Annotated in this window: 29 protein-coding genes, 3 tRNA genes and 1 riboswitch; of the genes, 26 read left to right on the plus strand and 6 right to left on the minus strand. The window is 33.7% G+C overall.

Annotation, left to right across the window (positions count from 1 at the left end):
- The first annotated feature begins 5 nt into the window (after positions 1-5).
- The 15 genes from PBV87_RS06610 (at position 6) to PBV87_RS06680 (ending at position 12,480) form a co-directional block, all read left to right on the plus strand.
- Positions 6-242: a DUF1653 domain-containing protein gene (locus PBV87_RS06610; RefSeq protein ID WP_053982563.1), complete on the plus strand. Its 237-nt coding sequence runs from the start codon at positions 6-8 to the stop codon at positions 240-242.
- A gap of 121 nt (positions 243-363) precedes the next feature.
- Positions 364-870: an RNA polymerase sigma factor gene (locus PBV87_RS06615; RefSeq protein WP_053982562.1), complete on the plus strand. Its 507-nt coding sequence runs from the start codon at positions 364-366 to the stop codon at positions 868-870.
- Complete coding sequence (locus PBV87_RS06620) at positions 870-1,196, plus strand: hypothetical protein (RefSeq protein ID WP_271011591.1); 327 nt, start codon at positions 870-872, stop codon at positions 1,194-1,196. The genes PBV87_RS06615 and PBV87_RS06620 overlap by 1 nt, the downstream gene beginning before the upstream one ends.
- A gap of 19 nt (positions 1,197-1,215) precedes the next feature.
- Positions 1,216-2,055 (plus strand): zinc ribbon domain-containing protein, encoded by an 840-nt coding sequence (locus tag PBV87_RS06625; protein ID WP_271011592.1) that lies wholly within the window; start codon positions 1,216-1,218, stop codon positions 2,053-2,055.
- Between the two features lie 198 nt (positions 2,056-2,253).
- Positions 2,254-2,973 carry a polyphosphate polymerase domain-containing protein gene (locus PBV87_RS06630; protein ID WP_271011593.1) on the plus strand — a complete coding sequence of 240 codons (720 nt, stop codon included), beginning with the start codon at positions 2,254-2,256 and terminating at the stop codon, positions 2,971-2,973.
- Complete coding sequence (locus PBV87_RS06635) at positions 2,955-3,629, plus strand: DUF4956 domain-containing protein (RefSeq protein WP_271011594.1); 675 nt, start codon at positions 2,955-2,957, stop codon at positions 3,627-3,629. The genes PBV87_RS06630 and PBV87_RS06635 overlap by 19 nt, the downstream gene beginning before the upstream one ends.
- A 20-nt stretch (positions 3,630-3,649) precedes the next feature.
- Positions 3,650-5,725, plus strand: coding sequence for a carbohydrate-binding domain-containing protein (locus tag PBV87_RS06640; RefSeq protein WP_271011595.1), 2,076 nt, complete (start codon positions 3,650-3,652; stop codon positions 5,723-5,725).
- 259 nt (positions 5,726-5,984) lie between these two features.
- On the plus strand, positions 5,985-6,800 hold the full coding sequence (locus PBV87_RS06645) for a C39 family peptidase (protein ID WP_198524838.1): 816 nt from the start codon (positions 5,985-5,987) through the stop codon (positions 6,798-6,800).
- Between the two features lie 221 nt (positions 6,801-7,021).
- Positions 7,022-8,320 carry a phenylacetate--CoA ligase family protein gene (locus PBV87_RS06650; RefSeq protein ID WP_053982556.1) on the plus strand — a complete coding sequence of 433 codons (1,299 nt, stop codon included), beginning with the start codon at positions 7,022-7,024 and terminating at the stop codon, positions 8,318-8,320.
- A gap of 20 nt (positions 8,321-8,340) precedes the next feature.
- Complete coding sequence (locus tag PBV87_RS06655; RefSeq protein WP_330680353.1) at positions 8,341-9,639, plus strand: phenylacetate--CoA ligase family protein; 1,299 nt, start codon at positions 8,341-8,343, stop codon at positions 9,637-9,639.
- Between the two features lies 1 nt (position 9,640).
- A complete protein-coding gene (locus PBV87_RS06660; RefSeq protein WP_053982554.1) occupies positions 9,641-10,066 on the plus strand; it encodes an ACT domain-containing protein in 426 nt (141 codons plus the stop codon).
- Positions 10,067-10,126: 60 nt separating this feature from the next.
- Positions 10,127-10,441 carry a PadR family transcriptional regulator gene (locus PBV87_RS06665; protein ID WP_301335055.1) on the plus strand — a complete coding sequence of 105 codons (315 nt, stop codon included), beginning with the start codon at positions 10,127-10,129 and terminating at the stop codon, positions 10,439-10,441.
- Between the two features lie 118 nt (positions 10,442-10,559).
- Positions 10,560-11,063: a nitroreductase family protein gene (locus PBV87_RS06670; RefSeq protein WP_053982553.1), complete on the plus strand. Its 504-nt coding sequence runs from the start codon at positions 10,560-10,562 to the stop codon at positions 11,061-11,063.
- Between the two features lie 17 nt (positions 11,064-11,080).
- A complete protein-coding gene (locus PBV87_RS06675; protein ID WP_271011596.1) occupies positions 11,081-11,737 on the plus strand; it encodes an ABC transporter ATP-binding protein in 657 nt (218 codons plus the stop codon).
- Entirely contained in the window at positions 11,737-12,480 is a 744-nt protein-coding gene (locus PBV87_RS06680) for an ABC transporter permease (protein WP_271011597.1), read from the plus strand. Before PBV87_RS06675 ends, PBV87_RS06680 begins: the two co-directional genes overlap by 1 nt.
- A 101-nt stretch (positions 12,481-12,581) precedes the next feature.
- Here the strand turns inward: PBV87_RS06680 and PBV87_RS06685 are convergent, their stop codons facing one another.
- Entirely contained in the window at positions 12,582-13,427 is an 846-nt protein-coding gene (locus PBV87_RS06685) for a DegV family protein (RefSeq protein ID WP_271011598.1), read from the minus strand.
- A gap of 116 nt (positions 13,428-13,543) precedes the next feature.
- On the opposite strand from PBV87_RS06685, the gene PBV87_RS06690 reads away from it, so the two are divergent.
- Positions 13,544-14,080, plus strand: a complete 537-nt coding sequence (locus tag PBV87_RS06690) for a TetR/AcrR family transcriptional regulator (protein WP_271011599.1) — start codon at positions 13,544-13,546, stop codon at positions 14,078-14,080.
- Between the two features lie 268 nt (positions 14,081-14,348).
- A complete protein-coding gene (locus PBV87_RS06695) occupies positions 14,349-15,404 on the plus strand; it encodes an ABC transporter substrate-binding protein (protein ID WP_271011600.1) in 1,056 nt (351 codons plus the stop codon).
- A gap of 60 nt (positions 15,405-15,464) precedes the next feature.
- Here the strand turns inward: PBV87_RS06695 and PBV87_RS06700 are convergent, their stop codons facing one another.
- On the minus strand, positions 15,465-16,091 hold the full coding sequence (locus tag PBV87_RS06700) for a biliverdin-producing heme oxygenase (protein ID WP_271011601.1): 627 nt from the start codon (positions 16,089-16,091) through the stop codon (positions 15,465-15,467).
- Positions 16,092-16,360: 269 nt separating this feature from the next.
- Between PBV87_RS06700 and PBV87_RS06705 the strand changes: the two genes are divergently transcribed.
- Positions 16,361-16,669, plus strand: coding sequence for a hypothetical protein (locus PBV87_RS06705; protein WP_271011602.1), 309 nt, complete (start codon positions 16,361-16,363; stop codon positions 16,667-16,669).
- Positions 16,670-16,720: 51 nt separating this feature from the next.
- Here the strand turns inward: PBV87_RS06705 and PBV87_RS06710 are convergent, their stop codons facing one another.
- Both PBV87_RS06710 and PBV87_RS06715 read right to left on the minus strand, forming a co-directional pair.
- The gene (locus PBV87_RS06710; protein ID WP_271011603.1) at positions 16,721-17,383 is read right to left on the minus strand and encodes a lysoplasmalogenase family protein; all 663 of its coding nucleotides are present in this window, start codon (positions 17,381-17,383) and stop codon (positions 16,721-16,723) included.
- A 130-nt stretch (positions 17,384-17,513) separates the two neighbouring features.
- On the minus strand, positions 17,514-18,905 hold the full coding sequence (locus tag PBV87_RS06715) for an alanine/glycine:cation symporter family protein (protein ID WP_271011604.1): 1,392 nt from the start codon (positions 18,903-18,905) through the stop codon (positions 17,514-17,516).
- A 75-nt stretch (positions 18,906-18,980) separates the two neighbouring features.
- Positions 18,981-19,078, minus strand: a riboswitch (glycine riboswitch).
- Positions 19,079-19,273: 195 nt separating this feature from the next.
- Here PBV87_RS06715 and PBV87_RS06720 point away from each other — a divergent pair.
- Both PBV87_RS06720 and PBV87_RS06725 read left to right on the plus strand, forming a co-directional pair.
- Complete coding sequence (locus tag PBV87_RS06720) at positions 19,274-20,734, plus strand: hypothetical protein (RefSeq protein WP_271011605.1); 1,461 nt, start codon at positions 19,274-19,276, stop codon at positions 20,732-20,734.
- A gap of 56 nt (positions 20,735-20,790) precedes the next feature.
- Entirely contained in the window at positions 20,791-20,985 is a 195-nt protein-coding gene (locus PBV87_RS06725; RefSeq protein ID WP_053982542.1) for a ferredoxin, read from the plus strand.
- A gap of 65 nt (positions 20,986-21,050) precedes the next feature.
- On the opposite strand, the gene PBV87_RS06730 is transcribed toward PBV87_RS06725, so the two are convergent.
- Positions 21,051-21,896 (minus strand): DegV family protein, encoded by an 846-nt coding sequence (locus PBV87_RS06730; protein ID WP_271011606.1) that lies wholly within the window; start codon positions 21,894-21,896, stop codon positions 21,051-21,053.
- A gap of 221 nt (positions 21,897-22,117) precedes the next feature.
- Here PBV87_RS06730 and PBV87_RS06735 point away from each other — a divergent pair, with 221 nt between their 5' ends.
- The 6 genes from PBV87_RS06735 to PBV87_RS06760 all read left to right on the plus strand — a co-directional run bounded on the left by PBV87_RS06735 (position 22,118) and on the right by PBV87_RS06760 (position 24,479).
- Positions 22,118-22,312 (plus strand): ferredoxin, encoded by a 195-nt coding sequence (locus tag PBV87_RS06735; RefSeq protein WP_053982540.1) that lies wholly within the window; start codon positions 22,118-22,120, stop codon positions 22,310-22,312.
- Positions 22,313-22,527: 215 nt separating this feature from the next.
- Complete coding sequence (locus PBV87_RS06740) at positions 22,528-23,073, plus strand: NADH peroxidase (protein WP_053982539.1); 546 nt, start codon at positions 22,528-22,530, stop codon at positions 23,071-23,073.
- A gap of 144 nt (positions 23,074-23,217) precedes the next feature.
- Complete coding sequence (locus tag PBV87_RS06745; RefSeq protein WP_271011607.1) at positions 23,218-24,081, plus strand: class I SAM-dependent methyltransferase; 864 nt, start codon at positions 23,218-23,220, stop codon at positions 24,079-24,081.
- A gap of 129 nt (positions 24,082-24,210) precedes the next feature.
- Positions 24,211-24,284, plus strand: a tRNA-Ile gene (locus PBV87_RS06750).
- 15 nt (positions 24,285-24,299) lie between these two features.
- Positions 24,300-24,371 (plus strand) — tRNA-Asn (locus PBV87_RS06755).
- Between the two features lie 35 nt (positions 24,372-24,406).
- Positions 24,407-24,479, plus strand: a tRNA-Thr gene (locus PBV87_RS06760).
- A gap of 88 nt (positions 24,480-24,567) precedes the next feature.
- Here the strand turns inward: PBV87_RS06760 and PBV87_RS06765 are convergent.
- Complete coding sequence (locus PBV87_RS06765) at positions 24,568-25,092, minus strand: DUF6512 family protein (protein WP_271011608.1); 525 nt, start codon at positions 25,090-25,092, stop codon at positions 24,568-24,570.
- Between the last annotated feature and the right edge of the window lie 366 nt (positions 25,093-25,458).

Here is a 25,458-nt window from a genome sequence, read left to right on the forward strand (position 1 = left end):
AAAACATGGAAAGAACAATAGAAATAAGAAGGCCATATAGACACTTCAAAGGGAAACTTTACTATATACATGACATAGCAGTACATACAGAAACAGAAGAATTAATGGTATCTTATCAAGCATTGTATCCACCATATGGAATGTGGGTTAGACCACTTAAGATGTTCGTAGAAGAAGTAGAGCCTGGACGTGAAGATAATATAACGGGGCAAAAATATCGCTTTGAACTATATAGAGGATAGGTGAAAAGGCTGTTGTATAACAGCCTTTTATTTTTTATAAAGAATATAAAAATCTTTCCAACTTACCTAACACGAGTGCGTATATAATAGTGTAAGACAAAACAAGAAAGGGGGATATGTCATGGATGTGGAGCAGTTGATTGATATGCACAAAGATCAGTTGTATAGGCTATGCTTATATTTAGAAAAGAATCAGGATAAGGCAGATGACCTATTTCAAGACACTTGGGTAAAGGCAATCGAGAGACTTGCAACCTATGATAAAACAAAAGCTTTTTATCCATGGCTGACCCAGATAGCAGTTAATAACTATAGGGATAAATTAAGACGTCTAAAGCTAGAGATAAAACGAAGGTGCTATGAACCTGAAGCTGTTATACAAGATAGGAAGAGTGAGGAAGAAAGTATAGAAAGTCAGCTTGTACATAAAGAGGAGCTCCAATGTGTACAACAAGCATTACAACGTCTAGGAGATAAACATAGATTACCTTTGATACTGACAATGGGAGAGCGCATGTCCTATAAAGAGGCTGGAGAAATCTTAGATATTAACGAAGGCTTAGTAAAGTCGAGAGTATATGAAGCAAGGCAAAAACTAAAAAAACTATTAGAAAAGGAGGGGTTATAATGGATGATAAAAAGTTAGATTATTTATTAGGTGAGCTTTTTGAGGAAGATATACAAGTTGATATGAAACTAGTCTATGCCACAAAGAATAAAGTAAGAGAACGGGAATCTATTAAGGAACAGAAAAAAGCATGGTATCCTTTCATACTCGTTATACTCATGAACATCCTTCTTGTTTTAATAGAAGTAGGGTGCATGCTCTTTTTAGTAGATACACTGAAACAAGCATCAATGATTATTACTATAGGCCTAGGGTTAATGCAAGTACCTGTTGTAGCTTATTTAATAGGCCAAATTTATTATAAAGAAAATCATAAATTAAAATAGATTAAAGGAGAGATGAGTGATGGTAGGAAGTATAGTGATGACGTTAATGTTAGCAGCCATAATGGTGATTCCAATAGGATTAATGATTGCATTAGGTGTAGTAGTTTATAAAGATGCTAAGGCACATCATATGAGTGCAGGGCTATGGACAGCAGTGGCGATCCTAGCACCCAACTTTATTGGGGTAATTATCTATTTAGTAGTAAGAAGTAATCAGGAGAAGATTTATACATGTTCTAACTGTGGAGTAGATGTTAAAGAAGATTATAATATGTGTCCAAACTGTAAATCTGTATTTGAGAAGATATGCCACGTGTGTAAGAGAGCAATTAATAATGATGTAGCGTATTGTCCATATTGTGGTACAGAAGTAGATGAAGCTGAACAAGTTCAAACAGCAACCAAGGTATCTAAAAAAACAAATATTGTGAAGCCTTTAGCTATTATTGGTGGTATCTTCTTAGCTTTTGCTCTTATACTTTTTGTTGGAATGTTTTCTATGGCTATAGCTAGTGGAGAGTTTAATAATAGTACTTCTGTATCTGTAATGAGCTATGAAGTAAGCATGGGAGAGCATCTTAAAGCCGGATTTAAGTATAATGAAGGTCGTGATAGTATTAAACTCGATAGGCAAGTAGGAGAGGTGGTAGGCCTAGAAGGGGTTATGAATGTGACAAAAGGGAATATTACACTAGATATATTTAACCCAAAAGGTGAAAAAGTTTATACAGAAAAATATGAGGCAAGTGATGTAGAACAACCAGTTAATATTCAATTAGAGGCCCAGGACTCAGGGAAGTATAAGGTTGCATTGACGATATCAAAAGCTTCTGGTAGCTATGATATAAGAGGAAATTAAATAGAGATTAGGTTCATTTTTGATAGGCACGGTAAAGAGATCGTGTCTATTTTTTATGGCTTTAAGCATCTATATATTTATGTAGTAAGACATAGCAGAATAGAAAAATTTCGCACAACCTTCACATAGACAACAATTCATCCTCAAATAAGTAGGTCATAATGATACTATAGCAAGTCACGAAAGGAGCAAAATGGCATGAGCCAAAATGTATTTGAAAGAGTTGAGAAGAAATTTTTGCTTTCTGAAAAACAGTATCAATTATTATTGCAATATATGAATTCCTATATGACTATGGATAGTTATGGAAAACATACGATTTGTAATATTTATTATGATACACCTACTAATGACCTTATTAGTCACTCTATAGAGAAGCCTAAATATAAAGAAAAACTTCGCTTAAGAAGTTATGGTACACCTACTAAAAAAGATAAGGTGTATATCGAAATAAAGAAAAAGTATGATGGGATTGTCTATAAAAGGCGTGTACAAATGACCTTAGAAGAGGCCGAACTCTATTTAAACAGACATATTAAAGCGGCACAGGATAACCAAATTCTAAAAGAAATAGACTATTTTATGGACTTTTACAGACCAATTCCTAAGCTATATCTTGCTTATGAAAGAATTGCATACTTTGGAAATGAAGACAAAAATGTGCGTATTACTTTTGACCATAATATTAGAAGTAGAGAAGATAATCTAAGTTTGGGGAATGGAGATAAAGGGGAGTCACTTTTAAAGGATAAGGAGTACTTAATGGAAGTTAAAGTACCTGGAGCAATGCCTTTGTGGCTTGTAAATATTATGTCTATGTTAGAAATCTATCCAGTTTCATTTTCTAAATACGGTAATATTTATAAAAATAAAATCTTACAATCAAGGAGAGAAGAACCATGTTCGGTAGCATTATAGATTTAACTTCAAGTGATTTAACCTTAAAACTAATCGTACTTTGTACAATGACATCTATATTAGCAGGATTTGCGATTTCTTATATATATATGTACACAGGTAAGTACACCAAAAATTTTAGTATTGCTTTGGTCATCTTACCAGTACTTATACAAGTTGTAATTATGCTTGTAAATGGTAATTTAGGAACAAGTGTAGCAGTGCTTGGGGCCTTTAGCTTAGTACGTTTTCGTTCGGTACCAGGAAGTTCAAAAGAGATTTGTAGTATCTTCTTTGCAATGGCAATAGGCCTTGCAACAGGGATGGGGTATTTGACATTTGCACTTTTAGCGACTGTAATCGTAGGCTTAATTTTTGTTATACTCTATAAAACAAGCTTTGGTGAAGTAAAGCAAGATGAAAAAGAACTAAGAATTACAATTCCAGAAAATCTAGATTACACGGAGATTTTTGATGATTTATTTGAAACGTATACATCAGAGTATACATTAGATAAAGTTAAGACAACAAATTTAGGAAGCATGTATGAACTTCATTACCACATCATATTAAAAGATCAAACAAAAGAGAAAAACTTTATTGATGATTTAAGATGTAGAAATGGTAACTTGACCATTATATGCAGTCGTGTTTCTAGTAGAAAAGAAGAATTATAAGACAGATAAGGAGATTAAAAATGTTACTTAAAAAAGTTAGAAAGAGTTCTATAGTAATGGCAATTATACTGAGTATGTCTTTATCTGTAGGATGTAATAATACACATGCAGCTACTGAAGTACCAGTACAAAAAGAACAATCTAATAGTGATCAAGGTGAGAATAACCCAGTAGAAACGATAGCTACAGGAGATAGGCAATTAATCGAAGTGTCCTATAAAACGGCAGATTTAAATGATAGCTTTGAACTAACTAATATGATTAATCTATCAGGTAGTACCATTAACTTTAATGGGAATGGTGCAACTGTATCAGGTAATAGTATTACCATTAATAGTGCAGGAACTTATGTAATAAGTGGAACGCTAGAAGATGGACAAATTATAGTAGAAGCAGATAAGGCGGACAAGGTTCAGTTAGTCTTAAATGGCGCAAGTATTCACTCTAAGACAAGTGCGCCAATCTATGTTAAAAGTGCAGATAAGGTTATTGTAACTTTAGCAGAAGGAACAACAAATAAATTATCTGATAGTGCTAACTATGTTTATGAAGATTCAGCATCAGATGAACCTAATGCTACCCTTTTTAGTAAAGATAATTTAACAATAAATGGTAAAGGGACACTTGAAATCACAAGTGTATTTAAAGATGGAATTAGAAGTAAGGATGACCTAAAAATTGTAGATGGAACATTTGTTATTGATGCTGCTGACCATGGTATTGTAGGAAAAGATATGGTAGCTATTAAATCAGGTGATTTTACGATTAAAGCAAATGGAGATGCTATTAAATCCACTAATGATACAGATGCAGCTAAAGGCTTTGTATCTGTTGAAGGGGGGAGCTTTAACCTCATAGCTGGTCAAGATGGTATTCAGGCAGAGACAGCTGTACAAATCTTAGATGGTACTTTTGATATCACTTCAGGTGGAGGCAGTAGCAATGGGAGTAAGAAAGTCAATAGCCAAATGATGGGTGGACAAATGCCAGGAGGACAAAAACCATCAAGAAACCAAGAGACAGGTCAAGTTACAGGAACTTCAACTACTCAGGCTACTACAACTACAGAAGAAGAAAGTACAAGTGCAAAAGGTATTAAGGCTAAAACAAATCTTGCGATAGTAGGTGGAAGCTTCACTATAGATGCGGCAGATGATGCAGTACACAGCAATGGTAATGTATTTATTTTGGATGGAGCGCTTGAAATCGCAACAGGGGATGATGGGATTCATGCAGATCAGACTTTGCAAATTGAAGGTGGAGACATTAATATTACAAAGAGTTATGAAGGTTTAGAGGGTTCAGCGATTAATATCTTAAATGGAACCATCCATGTTGTAAGTTCAGATGATGGTATCAATGTTGCAGGTGATACAGGAGCAACTACTAATAGCGTTTTAACTATTACAGATGGCTATGTTGTAGTAGATGCTGGTGGTGATGGTTTAGATGCCAATGGCTCAATTGTAATGACAGGAGGAACGGTTATTGTCAATGGTCCTGAAAATGGTGGGAATGGAGCCTTAGATTATGATAGAGCCTTTGATATAAGTGGTGGCACACTAGTAGCAGTAGGGAGTTCAGCTATGGCACAAGGAATTGCAACCTCATCTTCTCAAAATGCAGTAATGATGACTTACTCAACAACTCAACCAGCAGGAACAATGCTACATTTAGAAGATAGTAAAGGTAACAATATCTTAAGTTTTAAACCAGCGAAATCTTACTCATCAGTGGTGATGTCTACGCCTCAAATTGAACAAAATCAAAGCTACAAGCTTTATGCAGGTGGTTCAGTAAGCGGGGATGCTCAAGATGGACTTAATGTAGATGGAACATATACTGGAGGAAGTTTGGTAGTAGAGTTTAAAACAGGTGATGTACAAACTTACTTAACAGAGTCAGGTGTGACAACAAGTACTTCAAATAGAGGCGGTAGTAAAGGAATGCAAAGACCAAGTGGGTTAGAAGGGCAAAATAGTACTATGGAGAAACCTACAGGTGGCCGCCCACAGAAAGAAGGCATGATGCCTCCAACAAGCGATGGAATAACATCAACTAATGAAAAAGAAACACCCAAAAGCACAACACCATAAAAGTAAAAATCAGCTCTTCCTAACTTATAAATAAGTTAAGAAGAGCTGATTTTTTATAAAAAACTTTTAAAAATATAAAATAGGCTAAAATAAAGTGAAATGATAGTGTATTAAGAGAAAAGTATTCTAAAAGAAATAAAAAGTAACAATATAACTAAACTTAATATACAGTAATAATAAAAAAGTTCTTGAACTCTAGATAAAATTATGTTATTTTTTGTTAGGCAAAGTATACATAAAGATTGGAGTTGACAATTAATTGAAAAAGAAATTATCAGTAGTACTATTCGGATTAACATGTTTATTAGGTATGAGTGTGGTGAGTTACGCAAAAGAAAGTAATCTTATTCCATTCCCAAAAGAGTATGATGCAACAGCTTCAGGAGCTTCTTCATATGATGGAATAGGTAACGTAGCAAACTCAGCATATTTCCCGGTATTTGATTTTTATAATATGGAGAGCAAAGGTAGTCTTACACTTTTACCAAAATATAAGACTTACCAACAAACTACAGAGTACACTTGTGGGCCTGTAGCAGCACTTACTGTTCTTCACCATTTTGGAGAGACAAACTATGAGGAACTTGAGATAGCGGATATTATGGGGTGCCATAAAGATCGTAACTACTCAAATAAACAAAATCCAGGCGTTGCTGATGAGCAAGGTGAATATGGAACTTCTACTTCAGGAATGGTACATTTCTTTGAAGAAATAGGCTGGGATGTAACTTCTAGCTTAACAGAGGCAGATGAAGCAGGTTATACATTCTATGATCCAGAGGATTTCAAAAACTTTGTACTTGAAAACTTAAAGAATAACACACCTATTATGGTTGAAAATATAGATTTTGGTGGCCATTGGCGTGCAATCATTGGATATGACACAATGGGAACAGATGCATTCAGTGATGATGTAATTATTATGGCAGATTCATATGATACATCGGATCACCTTCAAGATGGTTACATTTATACAAATGCAGAAAGATTTTTCTATATGTGGTTTGATTCACATATTTTACCAAACACTCAAAAACAACAACAATGGTTAGTGGCTAAGCCAGCTAATAAATAACAGAGATTTACATAAATAAAGAGGTTATTGCGAAAGATGCAATAGCCTCTTTGTTTATGTATACAAACTTAAAAATATGCATGATGGAAAAGGTATATATTCATATTTTTAAATATTTAATATAATGTAGTACAATTTTATTGCGCATAAAAATTAATAATGCTAAACTTCTATGTATAACAAATAAGAAAATATAAATCTTGTATGACAGGGGGAGCAATATGACTTATTGGCAAAAGGAAGAAGTTTATGACATTGAACAAAAAAGGCAAGTTCAATCAGAAAGATTAATTACAACGGTTAATCGTGTTTATAATAATGTACCTTTTTATAAAGAAAAAATGAAAGCTATGGGGATTGAACCGGGGGATATTAAGGGGATAGGCGACCTTGATAAGTTGCCTTTTACAACAAAGCAAGATTTAAGAGACCACTATCCTTATGGGTTGTTTGCGGCGCCTATGGAAGAAGTAGTACGTATTCATGCATCTTCAGGTACTACCGGTCAGCCAACAGTAGTTGGATATACAAAGAACGATATTGAAATGTGGTCAGATATGATAGCGCGTTCTTTTACAGCTATGGGTGTAACAAAGAAGGATATTGTTCAAGTGGCTTATGGATATGGACTTTTCACAGGTGGTCTTGGTGCCCATTATGGCACTGAAAGATTAGGAGCAGCAACAGTACCTATCTCTGGCGGGAATACTAAGAAACAAATTCAGCTTTTACAAGAGTTTGGAAGTACTGTTATTGCGTGTACACCATCCTATATCTTGTATATTGGGGAGACCATGAAAAATATGGGAATTGACCCTAGAAGTACAAAATTACATACAGGTATCTTTGGAGCAGAGCCTTGGACAGAAGAAATGAGAGAGCAAATAGAGAGTATGTTTGGTATTAATGCCATGGATATATATGGTCTTAGCGAAGTATTGGGACCAGGTGTTGGGTTTGAATGTAGTGCAAGAAGTGGTATGCATATCAATGATGATCATTTTGTACCTGAAATTATTAATCCAGATACCCTTCAAGCACTACCTGAAGGGCAATCAGGAGAGCTAGTATTTACAATGATTACAAAAGAGGCACTGCCTTTATTAAGATATCGTACAAGAGATATTACAACCTTACATACAGGACAATGTTCATGTGGTAGAACACTTACACGTATGGATAAAATTGCAGGTAGAAGTGATGATATGCTTATTATCCGTGGTGTGAATGTATTCCCATCACAAATAGAAAGTGTTCTATTAAAAGTGGCAGAAACTGCACCACATTATGTCATTATTGTAGACCGTATTAATAACTTAGATACCCTTGAAGTATGGGTTGAAGTAAGACCAGAATTCTTTACTGACGCAATTAAATCACTAGAAAAAATAGAAAAGCATATTACAGCGGAACTGTTTAGTTTATTAGGACTTCATGTAAAAGTTAAGCTTGTGGAACCTCGTAGTATTGAACGTAGTGAGGGCAAAGCGAAACGCATTATTGATAAGAGAAATAAATAGATAATGAAGGAGTGGTATGGGTGATTTGGCAAAAGGAAGAGGCGTTGTCACGGGATGAAATGTGTGCACTTCAAAGTAAGAGATTAGTAAAAACAGTGGCACATGTATATGAAAATGTACCCTTTTATAAGAAAAAGATTGATGACATGGGGCTTGAAGTAGGAGATATTAGAGGGATTGAAGATTTAAATAAGTTACCTTTTACAACCAAACAAGATTTAAGGGATAACTATCCTTATGGTATGTTTGCAGTGCCTATGAAACAAGTTGTACGTGTGCATGCATCTTCAGGGACAACGGGCCAACCTACAGTAGTAGGCTATACCCAAAATGATTTAGATATGTGGGCAAACTGCATGGCTAGAGTATTAGCAGGTATGGGTGCTACAGATGAAGATATTGTACACAATGCTTTGGGATATGGATTTTTCACAGGTGGACTAGGATTTCACTATGGAAGTGAAAAGTTAGGAGCAACTATAGTCCCAATCTCTTCAGGAAATACAAAGAAACAAGTCCAAATCATGCGTGAATTTGAAAGTACAGTACTTGTAACAACACCATCATATGCACTTTATATGGGTGAATATTTAAGGAATTTAGGGATTGACCCAAGGGAATTAAAGTTAAGAATAGGTGCACTAGGTGGAGAGCCTTGGAGTTATGAAATGAGAGGACAGATTGAAGAAAGCTTAGGTATCAAGGCTTATGATAGTTATGGTATGAGTGAGATTGTAGGTCCAGGAGTAGGTTTTGAGTGTACACATAAAAACCATGTTCATCTCAATGAAGATCATTTCATTCCAGAGATTGTTGATCCAGAGACATTAGAAGTACTTCCGATGGGAGCTACTGGAGAGATAGTTTTTACTACTGTTACCAAGGAGGCAATGCCATTATTAAGGTATCGCACAAGAGACATTACAAGCCTTGTAGAAGGTCCATGTAGCTGTGGAAGAACAACGGTACGTATGCGTAAGTGTACTGGAAGAAGTGATGATATGCTTATTATCCGAGGTGTGAATGTATTCCCATCACAAATAGAGAGTGTACTTCTTAACTTAGGAGAAACAGCACCACATTATATGCTTATTGTAGATCGTGTCAGTAATTTGGATACCCTTGAAGTATGGGTTGAAGGTAAAGAGGGCATTACTTTTGTAGATGGTATGAGACATATGAAAGAAATTGAAAAGCGTATAACAGCTGAGATTCACTCAGTACTTGGACTTCAAGTTAAAGTAAAGCTTGTTGAACCTAAGTCTATTGAACGAAGTGAAGGGAAGGCTAAAAGAATTATTGATAAGAGGAGGAATTAAAATGATTATTAACCAACTTTCTGTATTTGTAGAAAATAAATCAGGTAGACTTTATGAGGTTATGCAAATTCTAGGAGATGCAAATATTAATGTGTCAGCACTTTCAATTGCGGATACATCAGACTACGGTATTGTAAGACTTATTGTAAGTAACCATGAAGAAGCGTTAAGATTACTTAAAGAACATGGATTTTCAGTTCAAAAAACACCTGTAATAGGATGCAAGGTACCGAATACACCAGGTGGGCTTAAAATGCTCTTAAGTTATTTAGCAGAAGATGATATTAGCATTGAGTATATGTATGCATTCTCAATAGGAGATGATGCTTCTATTATTTTACGCACTGAGGATTGTAATAAGACAATCGAAAATTTATCTAAACATCAAATGGAACTTGTTAAAGCAAGTGATATTTATCAAATTTAAGCTTTAACTGATTCTTTACAAAGTAAATTGCCTATAATAAGATTATTAAGAGGCAAGGAGATGAGATATGTGAAGGATCAGATTATTAGAAAGATATTTAATGGCTTAATATATATTCATATACTTCATCATGGTAACGACGATAAGTTTTATGGAAGTTGGATGATAGATGAGCTCAAAGAGCATGGCTATAACATGAGCCCAGGCACATTATACCCAATTTTAAAAAACATGGTAGAAGAAGGACTTTTAGAAAAAGAAGATGTTAATGTAAATGGTAAGATTAGAAAATACTATAGAACAACTTCGGATGGAGCTAAGTTATTAAATGAATTAAGAGTTAATTTGAGAATATTAGTAGATGAGATAAGCTAAGGAAATGATGGAAATCATATTCTTAGCTTATTTTTTTGTTGCAATTAAGAAAAAGAAATGATAATATTTATAATCGATATCGGAAATCGATATAACTAAGATCCTAAAGGAGTACGACATGAGTATTATTACAAGTAGACAAAGTATACGAACCTTTCTAGATAAATCAGTTGAACAAGATCAAATAATGCAAATTGTAGAAGCTGGTATGGCAGCACCTTCTTCAAAAAATAAAAGACCATGGCAATTTTTAGTGATTAAAAATACAGAACTCCTACAAGAAATTTTAGCCTTTCACCCAAACTGGAAGATGGTAAAGGGAGCGCAGAAAGCTATTATAGTATGCGGTGATAAGAGTAAAGATGATAGAGAGCAGCAACTGACAATGACATGCTCAGCAGTAGCTCAAAATATACTATTAAAGAGTACAGAGCTAGGGCTAGGATCAGTATGGTTAGGATGCTTTCCAGATGCAGCCAGATGTAACTTTTTAATAGAGAAATTAGAATTACCTTCTTATATTGTCCCTATGGCACTTATTCCGATTGGTTATGCAGCTGAGACTTCTGAAAAAAATAGGGTAATAGATCTTCAAAAAATCCATATTGATAGATGGCAGTAAGATAGGAGTCCTACAGAATGAATATTTTAAGTCTAAAAGACATTAAGTATGTAGTAGATGGAATGGATATTTTAAAGGGAATTTCTACAGATATTGATAAGGGTGACTGTATTTCAATAGTAGGTCCTTCAGGAAGTGGTAAAAGTACGTTGATAAAGATATTAGCAGACCTCATACCAATGACACAGGGGGAGGTCTTGTATAAGAATAAACACTACAGAGAGTATGATCCTATTCAATTAAGAAGAGAAGTAAGTTATTGTATTCAATTGCCCCATCTTTTTGGATATACAGTAGAGGAGAATCTTATGTTTCCTTTTAAAATCAGGAAAGAGCAGATGAATAGGCAAAGAGTGATTGAACTGCTTGAACGGATGAACTTAAATGAGAGCTATATAAGTAAGGATATTCATGCCTTATCTGGTGGAGAGAAACAAAGAGTAGCTTTAATAAGGAATCTAATCTTTACACCACAAATATTGCTGTTAGATGAAGTAACTTCAGCATTAGATAAGGAAAATGCTTTAAATATAGAAACCTATATTAAAGAATTAAATGAGGAAGGTGTAACAGTTTTGTGGATTACCCATAACGAGGCTCAGAGTACAGGTATATTTAACAAAAGATGGATTATGGAAGAAGGACAACTTTTACGTCTGGAGGTTATAAGATAATGGATACACTATCTTTGATTATAGCATCAGCATTGATTCTTATACCTATTATAATCTCGTATAAGGAACAGTTGGGACTAGGGCGTGACATTGTAGTAAGTGTAGTAAGAGCTGTCATTCAGCTTGTTATAGTAGGATATGTTTTGGATATAATCTTTGGGTTAGAAAATCCTATTTTTACAACAATACTGGTATTGGTTATGATTATAAATGCAGCTGTACATACAAAAAAGCGTGCAGGTAATATAGAACATGCAAGATGGATTTCTTTTATTGCCATTACTGTAGGGGCAGGTATTACCATGACAGTATTAGTACTCTCAGGTTCTATAGCTTTTACGCCAAATGAAGTCATACCAGTAGCAGGGATGGTTGTAAGTAATGCTATGGTAGCCATTGGACTTTGCTATCAAAATGTTAATAATGCATTTCATAATAAGCGAATAGAGATAGAAGTCAAGCTCTCATTAGGAGCAGATATAAAAGAAGCATCAAAAGATGCAATAAGAGAGAGTATTAAAATGGGGATTGTGCCAACGATAGACTCAGCAAAAACCTTAGGAATCGTAGCCTTGCCAGGAATGATGACAGGGCTTATCTTAGCAGGTACTTCACCACTTATGGCGATTAAATTTCAAATCATGGTAACCTTTATGATACTATCGGCAACATCTATTTCAGGCATGCTTGCGACTTATTTATCTTATAGAAGTTTCTTTAATCATAGAAAGCAACTTAAATAAAAATTAGCGTATAATACATAGATTTATATATATGAAAAAGAGCTATAAAACTAATGTGAATTTCTAGTTTTATAGCTCTTTTGTTATTCATCTAAATAACTTTATGCTTCAAATCCGATTAAGATACCACCTTGTTCAGCGTAATAGCTACAAAGGCCACTCGTTGGCATAATTTCAATTTCGCATTGTGGAAACTGCTCACGTACTTTAGAAGCAATGTATTCTGCAGTATCAGGAGCAAAACAGTGTGAAATAATCATTTTGCCACCTTTATATTGTCTAAGGAGCATTTCTTCAATAGCTTTATCATAAGCTGTCATTTTGCCACGACATTTATGGAGTAAGCCAAGCTCACCTTCATCAGTTGCTACACCTAATAACTTAATGCCAAGGATACCTGCAATACTACCTTGGAATTTACTAAGACGTCCATTTTTGACTAAATTATCAAGGGATTTAAGGACAAATAAGAGATGTGTATGTTTGCGATATTCTTCGATGCGATCTACAATCTCTTCAAAGTCTAAATCTTGGCTCATATATTCAGAGAGTTTTCTCACAATAAGTGTCATTTCAGGCCCGGTTGATTTAGAGTCAATGAGATGAATCCTACGTTCTGGATATTGTTCTTTGAATAAATCTACTGCTGTTTTTGCACTAGAATAGCTTCCAGAGAGTGTACCAGTAATGGTAATAGCAAATACACAATCTGATTTTGCATAAGCATTCACCCAATCTTGAGGACTAGGTGCAGCACTTCCTGTTTTACCTTTATAGGCATACATTTCTTTCATAAATTCGTCTATATTAAGATTAAAATCATCAGTAAATTCTTTATCACCGATATCCAGTTTGAGCGCAGCTCTACTAAAATCAATTTTATTAGCTACTTCAGGTGCTAAACTTGTTACGTCACATCCTGAATCAACAACTATTCCGTATTTCATAAACACCTCCAAAGTATTATATATGTATAGTTTTACTTGTTCAAATTGTACTATGTATACGTCTGTGATACAATTTACAAAAGTAGTGAAAATGTAAGAGTATTGGAGTAATGATAATGAGGATATCAGAAGGTGGTACAAATCTTACAGTTAGAAACCAGTACATTAGAATGTGTATAGCTAAAACTTTAATTCAGTTGATGGAAACAAAAGATTTTGATGATATAACAATTACCGAACTAGTAAAACGGGCTAGTGTATCTAGGATGACTTTTTATAAATACTATAAATCTAAGCATGAAGTGCTTGCAGACTATATGTATGAGATTGTAAATGAGTATGTAGAAGATATAAGACAAAGAAATGACATTGGAAAAGTGCATGAACTTAAGCGTATTTGTCACTGCCTTGAGTTTTTTAAAGGATATAGCCATTTAATCATAACCTTGGTGAATGCCAATATGTATAGTGTTATTATTGATGCAGTTAATAACTATATGGATACTTACGTAGTGCCAGAGTCCCACTATTCCCGTTATGAACTTTATTACTATGCGGGGGCATTGTGTAATATATTCATTAAGTGGTTAGAGTCAGGTATGGAAGAATCACCAGAAAAAATAGCTGAAATGGTACATGGCCATTTTGCATAAGTTAAGGAGGCACTAGGAGTATAAAAGTGTGCTTCCTTTTTTGAGGTTCAAAATGAATTTAGGGAGATAAATGTACACATAATAAGTAAAATATTGATTGATAGATATTTTTAAATGAAGAGATGTTCTAATATTTGTTTATATAAAGATAAATAGTTAAATGATAATTATTCTTTTTAGATTAAAGATGATGTGGTATAGTAAGAAAGTTAGATTATAAAAATTTATTTTAACTCAATAGATATAATGAAAGGATAAAACAATCAATATGAATAAATTAATGAAAGTATTAAGCTTAGCAGGTTCTGTACTAATAGCAGGGATGCTATTTACAGGATGTAGCCAACAGAGTGGGGAATCAATTACCTTCTTCAACTATGGAGAGAATATAGATAAAGAAACACTAAAACAGTTTGAAGAAGAATATGGAATCAAAGTGAAGATGAGTACTTTTGATGATATGGACACTATGTATCTGAAATTATCTGAGAGTAATGCGCAATATGATGTTATTTTAGTTTCAGATGCAGTAATGCCAAAGATGATTGAAGGAGGTCTCCTTCAAGAGCTTAACAAGGATAACATACCTAATATTTCTCAAATGGATGAAGAGTATTTAGATTTATCCATAGATCCAGAAAATAAGTATTCAGTACCATATATGTTTGGAACTATAGGAATTATTTATGATAAGAATGTAGTTACAGAGGCAGTAGATAGTTGGGATATACTATGGGATGAACAATATAAAGGCAAAGTATTTATGTTTGATACGTATAGAGATACTATAGGAGCAACATTAAAAAGACTAGGTTATTCAATGAACTCAGAGAATCCAGATGAGCTTGAAGAAGCTAAACAACTTTTGATAGAGCAAAGAAAATTAGTAGATCCAATATATGGTGTTGACAATGGAACATCTATGATAGCATCAGGAGAGACAGCCCTTAATATGATTTGGTCAGGTGAGGGACTTAATCTTCAAGATGAATACCCAAACTTAGTTTATACAATTCCTAAAGAAGGGGCAAACTTCTGGATAGACAGCTTATGTATTCCTGCTAATGCAAAGAATGTAGAAGGTGCTGAGAAGTTTATTAACTTTGTAAGTGATAAAGAAAGTGCATTCAGAATAGCTGATGAAATTGGCTATACAACACCAAACAAAGAAGCAAGACTAGAACAACCAGAGCATGTGAGAAATAATCCTAATGCTTATATGCCAAAGGAATTAATGGAGTTAAGTGAACTTTATATACCTTTATCACTTGATGTGAAAAAAATGTATGATCGTGTATGGACAGATATTAAAGTAGAACATTAAGAGCATAATAAATCCCCCTCCTAGAAGTGTTAGACAGCACTCTAGGAGGGGGATTTTAGTTTATTTTAATTTAGCTTCTAGTTCGTTTGAAATAGCTAAGTTATAAATATAAGAGTTATTTACTTCGTTGATGAAATCTCTTTTTTGTTCTTCAGATAAATTGATTTCAGCTAACATGTTATGGTACTTCATAACATACCCTCTAAGGTCATTAATTTCAGGGAATTGATAATAGTTGAGGCCTTCACTTTTAACTTTATAGGTTGTACTTAAAAGAGAAAGGAATGTTCTACCACCAAATAAGTCTGCTAAGAAGCGTGTATAAGCATAAGCTACTACAAGTTCAGAATTATATTTAGATAAATATTCGATTCGAGAGATGCAAGTTTCAGTAGAAGCAAGAAGTTTCATAGAATTTAACTGATTACCTAAAAGGAAGTTTAAATCTTGTCTCATAAGCTGTGAACGGTATAACTCTCTTGTTACGAAAGGTTTAACTGTTTCGTTAGATTCATTTTGATCAAGAGCATCTTCTATAGCTTTGTACATTCTTTCTAAATTGAAGATGTATTCTGCATAGCCATCAATAGAAGCTTTGCCATCTACTAGTTTCTTAATATAGCCTGTATTTTCTGCTGCACTATGTAATAAAGAAGTTTTTTCTCTAATGTCCATCATAAATTTCATATTTCTCACCTCGTTGGTTAAAAATAATGAAGGGTAATAACTAAAAAATATGTATGTGTTTGTATGTATGATGATAATATATAACAAATGATAAATATTATCAAGTAAAAAGCGTAATTTTGTAAAAAAAGTTTTATGTATAGGCTTTAGATGACTTAATAATACAAAGAGTGAATAGAGGTATTTAGAAGATAACAAATATGATATAATAAGGATTAAGTATAAGCTATTTATATATAATAAGATTATATCAATAGGAGAAAATATAAATGAATGAAATTCAAAGAATAGAAGAATTAAATGGTAAATTCCGAGATGCTTTAATTACTGAAAGAGAGTTATATCATAGTAGAACAATGGCGAATCCGGCTGAAGAAAAAGAAATGCAAATACTTATGAAACAATATATTAATGAAGCCAAAGAGATTTTAACTCAACAAGGTATTAAAACAAGAGAAGAATTAAAAGCAATAAGCAAAAAATACTTTATGGTAGAATTTTTAAATGAATTATTTAAAGATCAGACCTATAATAGTGAAGCATATAATGTTGAAATTGATATAGACTGTGGTTTGTAAGAATGGTATTAGTAAATAGAAAAGCTCTCCTCAATTAGAGGAGGGCTTTTTTTAAAGAGTACACAAGACGAAGGCCAAAAGTAGTTGACCACTATAATATAGAAGATAATTAATAGAACGTAAAATAGGATATCTATCAGCAAAGAAATAAACAAAACATAATACGATATCAGATAAGACAAATAAAATAGCACCGAAGATAATGAAAGGGTTATGGGTACAAAAAGCAGCAATTAACATAAATGTGATAATAAAGGCATAGATAGCAACAAGGAAACGCATAGCACCGAAATTAAAGGGATCTTTAATCATAATTAAAAAGATATTAAAAGCAATAATGATAGGAATGAATACATAGTACATAGGAATAGAGGCACCAAGCAGGATAAAACAATAAATAAAGCTTAAATGGGCACAGCCAAAAGAAGTAATACCAATTGCAGCTGGCATATTATATTGCAAAGGATAGCCATGGGAAAAAGCTAATGCTACATCACCTATTACACATAGTACAAGTCCTAGAAGGAGGTAAGTAGCTGAAGGTATACCATTGCCAAGTAAGTAGCCTATTGTGCCAATAGTTAAAAAGCCTAAGCTTGTCAATGTTTTAAATACGACACATAGATTTGAATTAGGTTTTAAATAAGTGATAGTCATAAGGATGACAAGTGAAAGAAAGAAAAGAAATGTAAAAGGTATGACCAAGTTATCCACTCCTTACAATAAGATCTTAATACTATTCTATTCAGGCCTAGGGATGACATACCACAAAAATGAAGGGTTGATGAAAAGAATATTTCTAGACATAAAAAAAGGACTGCTTTAACAGTCCTTTTTAATCTATTTATAAGCTTTCTAAATCAGCTGATTTAAGTTCTTTTTCTTGCTGTTCTTCTTGTTTAAGGTGTTCAAAGTATTTCTTCGTTTCTGATACCACTACACCAGATAAGGCAAGAAGGGCAATTAAGTTAGGGAATGCCATAAGTGCATTTACGATATCTGCAATTGTCCATACAAGTGCAATTTTGAGGAATCCACCAAGGCCTACCATAAGAACGAATATAATACGGTAAGGTACAATACCTTTTACGCCAAATAAGAATTCAATACAACGTTCACCGTAGTAGTTCCAGCCAAGAATTGTTGTAAAAGCAAAGAGTACAAGACAAATAGATAAAGTAGCAGCACCGAAGTTGCCAAACACTGTACCAAATGCAGCTTGAGTCATAAGTGCAGCACTCATATCTGTAGACCATACGCCTGTAATAACAAGAGTAAGACCTGTTAGAGTACAGATGATGATACTATCAATAAAAGTACCTGTCATTGAGATAAGCCCTTGTTCTGCTGGCCAATGTGTTTTTGCAGCGGCAGCAGCAATAGGTGCACTACCAAGTCCTGACTCGTTAGAGAATACTCCTCTAGCAACACCTTTACTAATAGCTTCTTTCATAACGGCACCAGCAAAACCACCAAGTGCAGCATGACCTGTAAAGGCTGAAGAAATAATAGTTGAGAATGCAGCTGGGATAGCTTTGAAGTTAAGTGCAAGGATGATAGCACAAGCTAAAATATATAAAATTGCCATAAAAGGTACAACTTTACTTGATACTTTAGAGATACTTTTAATCCCACCAATAACAATGACACCTACTAAAATTGCAACGACAACAGAAATAATTTGAGGTGCAATACCTGTAAGGTTATTAATACTGCTTGTAATAGAGTTAACCTGTGAAAATGTACCGATTCCTAGTAAAGCAACAAGTACACCACTAATAGCAAAGAATACAGCTAGTGGTTTCCACTTTTCACCCATACCATTTAAGATATAGTACATTGGTCCACCAGACATTTGACCATTTTCATCTACTTTACGGTATTTAATAGCAAGTACGCCTTCTGCGTATTTGGTTGCCATACCTACGAATGCAGCCATCCACATCCAGAATAATGCTCCAGGTCCACCAGCAGCAATAGCTGTAGCAACACCAACGATATTACCAGTACCAACGGTTGCAGCAAGGGCAGTACAAAGTGCACCAAAACTATTGATATCACCAGCACCATGATTCTTTGCTGTAAAGATAAGTTTTAAAGCTTTTGGAAGTTTTACAATTTGAATAAGACCAAGTCTTACTGTTAGGAGCAAACCTGTTCCTAATAAAAGCGTGAGTAGGGGCCATCCCCATGCAAAGTCATTGACTTTACCTAAAAATACTGTGAGTTGTTCCATTTTGATATCTCCTTTTAATGTTAGATTTTACTCTGCATAAAAAGGGATAGGGAAAGTATGTAATTGTAATATAAAATTAGAATCCCTGTCCTTTTGCCTGAGAGTTTGAGCATATATGCTATGCCTTGCACCTTCGGCGCTTGCTTTACGCAAGTCTCTCCAGAGTTCCGTCAGCTTGGCAGTCCCACTTATACATAAGTACCTGAGAGCGTTACTCCTTCGGTAGTCCATAAGGACGTTCTTCTACTAAGCTTCAACCGGATTTGTCACCATTATAGCAGAGGACAACCCTAAATGACAATACAATTGTGTTAAATTAAGAGACATTGTATAATGGAGACAATAACATAATGAGACAAGGAGAACGTATGAATTTTAGAGAAAAACTAATCTTGTTAAAAGAAAAAGTTATTCAATGGATTATAACGTATAAAAATGTTGTCATTCCTTCTGTAATAGGGGTGTTTATATTTGTTTTGGTTATTATAAACATGAACCTCTTCCAAATTACTTATTTTAGAATGAAACATATGCCTGATAAAGTAGTAAACATTCTAACTAAAGCCAAAGAGCAAAATTATGATGACCTTTATTTTAAACAAGGTCTACAATACTTGGTAGAAGATGCATCTGAGGTAAGCCGTGTGTTTTTAGAAAAGCATTTTAAAAATTTAGATACAGCCAGTCAAGATAAGATTCTTGAAAAATATAATGCTGAAGGTATTCAGTTTGTAAGTCAGCAAGAAATCTTTGATGTAATCATACAAGGCACAAAGACGGATACAATAAAGGCATATATGAAAAAGTTAGATGATGTAACATTTGAACGTGCATTAAGTGAATACTTTGATGCTAGTGCGAAGCTGACTCAGGATTCTGTAGATGCACTATATACATTATTGAGTTTAAAAGGGGAGCGAATACCTTTAAAGAACTTCAAACTAAGTATCTTTGAGCTACTTAATTTCCCTCATAATGGAGATGCTGAAAGTATATCTGTTAAGATTCTTGATTATATTCAACCAGAAAGTGTAAAGGCTACGCTTACTAATGAACTTAAAACTAATGAAATAGAAGTAAAGACTTTAAGCATATGGGTAGATATCCTTAATAAAAAACGTATTATAACAGCTCAAGAGTATTTAAACTTTACAAATGCCTACGGAATGATTAAAAAGTCTCAAGAATCCCTTAAGCAAATTCAGCTACAAGAGGTTGACTTAATTAATATGAAACAAACTGTAGATGTAGAAACAGATGTTATAGCAAATCAGATAGTACGTTTACAAAAGGATATAAAAACAATGCAAGATCAGACAGCGAATATAAATGAGCAAGTAAGTACACTCAAAAATTATAAACAAATCGACTTATATATCTTAGATAAGTACGAAAATGGAGAATATGAGGCAGCTATTCCAGAAAAAAGTTGGTTATTTGGGACATATAAGCCAAGTTCCCAAAAGGTAAGATTAAAGACAACGCGCTCAAGTGTTGGTGAGATAGGAGTACATAGTTTTAAAGTATATGATGGTGGAAGAATTGATGGAAATGTGCTTTATTATACAGAAGTCTCCGAAGAACAATTAATAAAGATAGAAGGTTTAGAAGACCAAATACGTGATGCAAATGCTCAAATTAATACTAAGAATGGTGAAATAGATAAGTTAAATAAAGAGATTGATGAAATACGCAAAACAAATAATTATGATGCAACATTAAGTTTAATAGAAGAACTAGAGCTTAAAAAGAACAATATAGCTGTAGAAATTGAAAAAAATAGATTAGCGATACAAACCTTATTTGGCATTGGAAATGTAATAGTATAATTCCCACTATATAGGAGATAATAACCAAAGAAATCTTTTATTTAGGAGGAAAACCAATGAAAGCAAGAGTTGATAAAGATACTTGTATTGGATGTGGACTTTGTCCAGCTACATGCCCAGAAGTATTTTCATTAGAAGATGATGGTTTAGCAGTAGCAATTGAAGGAGATATTCCTGAAGATGTGACAGAAGAAGCTGAAGCTGCAAGAGATGGCTGTCCAGTAAGTGCTATTGATATTGACGAAGATTAAGAAATACAGATTATAAAAAAGCGATACTCTAATTATAGAGTATCGCTTTTTGTTTTATATTTACTCTAGAATTCTTCTAAGATTGCACAACCTACTACACCAGGGCCAGTATGAACACCCATAGAAGGACCAACTACTTCTAATGATAAGTGATTAATATTTGGATGTCCTTTTAATATTTCATAGAGGTCTGTGCCACCTTGTAGTGCATCCCCATGAAGAACCCATATACTACATTTACCCTTATCTAAATGGGAAAGGATAATTTCTTTTACTTTTGCAAATGATTGTTTTTTGCCACGTACTTTACAGTAAGTATATAAAACACCATCATCATTTGATGAAATAATAGGTTTTAATTTGATTAATTCACCAACTGTAGCAGTTACTTTTCCGATACGACCGCCCTTTTTTAGATATTCTAAGGTATCTAAAGCAATATAACCATAAGTACGTTTTCGTACATCTTCAAGTCTTGCTAAAACTTCTTCAAAACTAGCGCCGGATTGTGCCATTTTTCCAGCTTCCATAGCAATAACACCTTGTGGATAGCCAAGAGTAAGTGAATCAAAGAAATGGAAGTTGAGGTCTGGAAAATGCTCACTTAATATTCTAAGGGCATTAAGTGTACCTGAAAGCTGAGAAGAAACAGTGATGATAATAAAATCAGTATAACCTTGCTCCTTAAGTTCATGAACTTTATTTTCACAATAATGAAGGTCTGGGAGAGAAGTAGTAGGTACTTCTTCATGTAATCTGCTATACATTTCCTCAGAAGAAATTTCAATTTTATCAAGATATTCTTTTTCTTTATAAATAACACGAATAGGAAACATAGTTAAGTCATATTGTTGAAGTGAAGCGAATGTTAAATCACAACAGCTGTCTGTAATTACGGCAAATTTTTTCAAATTGGGCCTCCTCAAAGTAGGTATTTAAAACATTGTCACCATTAGTATATTCTAAAAATATGAACAGGAAATGAGCAAAGACAATGAAACTCTTGGAAAACCTCTAGACAGATTGAAAATACTAAAAGAGGTTGACAAAAAGAAAATGATTGCGTAATATCATTATGTAATAGTAATTATTAAATAACTATAATTAAATGAAAATAGAAGAGGTAATTGATATGAAAGCAAGAGTTGATAAAGATATTTGTATCGGATGTGGACTTTGTGAATCAACATGTTCTGAAATTTTTACGATAGAAGATGATGGTTTAGCTGTAGCGATTGAAGGAGATATCCTTGAAAGCTTAGTTGAGCAAGCTGAAGAAGCTAAAGATGGTTGTCCAGTAAGCGCAATCGAAATAGACGAAGAATAAGGCATAATGAGTAAAAGCGATATTTCAAATTTGAATATCGCTTTTACTCATTATATGGACTTTAAAATAAAAATCTACTAATATAAAATTTATTAAAAAAGTAGTTGACAATTCTAGAATAGTTGAGTACAATAAGTATGTAATAATAATTATTAGTTAACGACAATTTCAAATAAAACTAGAAAATCAAAATAATTAAATGGAGGGAATTAATTATGAAAAAATATGTATGTACAGTATGTGGTTATATCTTCGAAGGTGACGCAGCTCCAGCTGAATGTCCAATCTGTCACGTAGGTGCTGACAAATTCAAAGAACAATCAGGTGAGTTAGTATGGGCTGACGAACACGTAGTAGGCGTAGCACAAGGTGCTGATGAAAGAATTATTGAAGGTTTAAGAGCTAACTTTGAAGGTGAATGTACAGAAGTTGGTATGTACTTAGCTATGGCACGTGTTGCTCATAGAGAAGGTTATCCAGAAATCGGTTTATACTGGGAAAAAGCAGCTTACGAAGAAGCAGAACATGCAGCTAAATTCGCTGAATTATTAGGTGAAGTAGTTACATCTTCAACAAAGAAAAACTTAGAGTTAAGAGTTGCTGCTGAAAATGGCGCAACAGCTGGTAAAAAAGAATTAGCAACACTTGCTAAACAATTAAACTTAGATGCTATCCATGATACAGTACATGAAATGGCTAAAGACGAAGCTCGTCACGGTAAAGCATTCGAAGGTTTATTAAACAGATACTTCGGTAAATAATAAATAGAGAACATTATAAAAGGACTACTTTCGCCCCCTCGAAAGTAGTCCTTTTATAATGTTAAAAAGTATACAATCCTAAGTTGTCAGTCAATACTAACTAATGATAAGATAGAATTAATTAAATGTTAGAAGGAGTCTGAGATGGGTATTATACGTTTGATCTATGAAAATATAAGCAAAAAGCCTAAAAATAAAAAAGCAATTGCATACATAGAAAAGCAAGAATCAAATAGTAATATAAGTGAGTGCTATAAGCCTGCATTTATTCAAATGATGGAACGTCATAATGAAAAAGTTATAGAAGAGTTAGAGGCATTAATAGATGTAAATATGCCAGCTCAGATATTAGATGTTACAGGAGGAAGAGGTCAAAATCTTTCTATTTTGAAAAAGCAATATAGTGATGCAGATTATACCTTGATTGAAAGGAATGAGGAAAATATAATTTATGCAAAAGCTATACTAGGGGAAGAAGTGACCTATATTAATAGAAGTAGCCTACAATATCTACAAGTGTGTTTACCTGATACATTTGATATCATTTTGTGTATGTGGCCTAATAAGGCAACAGTATTAGATGCTCTCATAGAAGAATGTACTCGTGTATTAAAGCCACAGGGGAAATTACTTATTATTACAAGTTTAAGAGATACTCTTCCAGAAATAGCTAATATATATCATAAATTATTTGTTAAATACAACAATAAGGTAAATGTAGTGAAATTAGTTAATGGATTACCTACAGATATAAAAAAACTAAATAAAAAATGTGAAAAAATGAAACTTAAAACACATGTATGTAAAGAAATAAGACATATTAGCGGTTTTGCATCAGCTAAAGTATTAGTCAGTTGGATTCTTCAAAGTGGAGTAATGACAGACTATGAAGCAATATTATCACTAAGAGATAAAAAAGTTAGGGATGATATGATAGCAATGCTAGAAGAAAAGCAAATCAATTGGGTTACTCAAAGATTTATTTATGGGATATGGGAAAAAAATTAGAATCATAAAACCTTATTTTTCAATGGTTAGACAAAAAAGGTTAAAAAGTTTCAAAAAACCTATTGACATTTGTCTGGATTTAAGGCATTATAATACACGTCGCTAGTGCTTAACAGCGACACACAATATAGGCTCGTAGCTCAGGTGGTTAGAGCGCACGCCTGATAAGCGTGAGGTCGGTGGTTCGAGTCCACTCGGGCCTATATCCTTTATAATATTCCTCGATAGCTCAGCGGCAGAGCATTCGGCTGTTAACCGAAGGGTCGTAGGTTCGAACCCTACTCGGGGAGTTTTTATTGCGAAAGCAATAGGCAAAATTGAATATGCCGACGTGGCTCAATTGGCAGAGCAGCTGACTTGTAATCAGCAGGTTATCGGTTCGAGTCCGATCGTCGGCTTCATTCAACCTCTATCATTGATAGAGGTTTTTTGTTATCTAAAAGTCACCTAGTGGTTATTATACTACTAGGTGACTTTTGCTATTTCTTATTTAGTAGGATCTTTGAAAATATCAAAGCGAGTAAGTGGTTTCAATGTGAAAATAACAAAACCACTAATAGTAATAAGAATAATAAAGATACCAATCCAGTTAAAGATAGGTGGTAAAGGTGGAAGTGTAAGTATTTTATATAAGATAAAAAAGGCAAAGATTATACCTATTATAAACAAGGTAATATCAATCCAGGGAATACTATGATGAATAAAAAGTTTATAGAGATAGAAGAGTAACCCAATACTTACATTTAGACCAATAGAAGATAGAGATAGGCCAAATATAAAATTATTTACTTTATCTCTTATAAAGAAGTAAGTAATAAGTCCATAGAGTAGCAAGGCATAAAATCCTAGTTTGAAATGTTCCCAAACACTTTCACTAACGGGAGCAATGAAACTTATTAGGATGTTTTGATTACTCCAATCATATAGGAAGTGCAAAAGGCTACCTACAGCAGCTACAAATAAGATACCTAATATAATAAACTTCTTTAATGTAAAACCACTTTTAATCATATGAACACCCCTACTAATTTAATATGCTATTAGGATGTGAGAAAAAGAGGGAAAACATTCTCTAAAATAGCATCGTGTCCTTAAAAACTAAAAATAAAAAGAAATTATAGAAAGGGTGTTGACATATGTAAGTATATAGCCTATACTAATACAAGTCAGCAGCGCACAGGCGCCACTGAGAAAAGGCTGTAGGCCTTGATAAATAAAACAAAATGAACTTTGAAAATAAAATAGTAACCATTAAACCAGTCGATTCATAGAACGAATCTTAATTTGACAAGAACTTGTTCGAAGTCAAATTTTAGATGAGTTAATCCCTTTAGGGGAAAGTCACTTCGAGTGACAAAGTCAGTACTACTTAACAGT

The sequence above is a fragment of the Holtiella tumoricola genome (assembly GCF_027857615.1).
GTDB lineage: Bacteria > Bacillota > Clostridia > Lachnospirales > Cellulosilyticaceae > Holtiella > Holtiella tumoricola.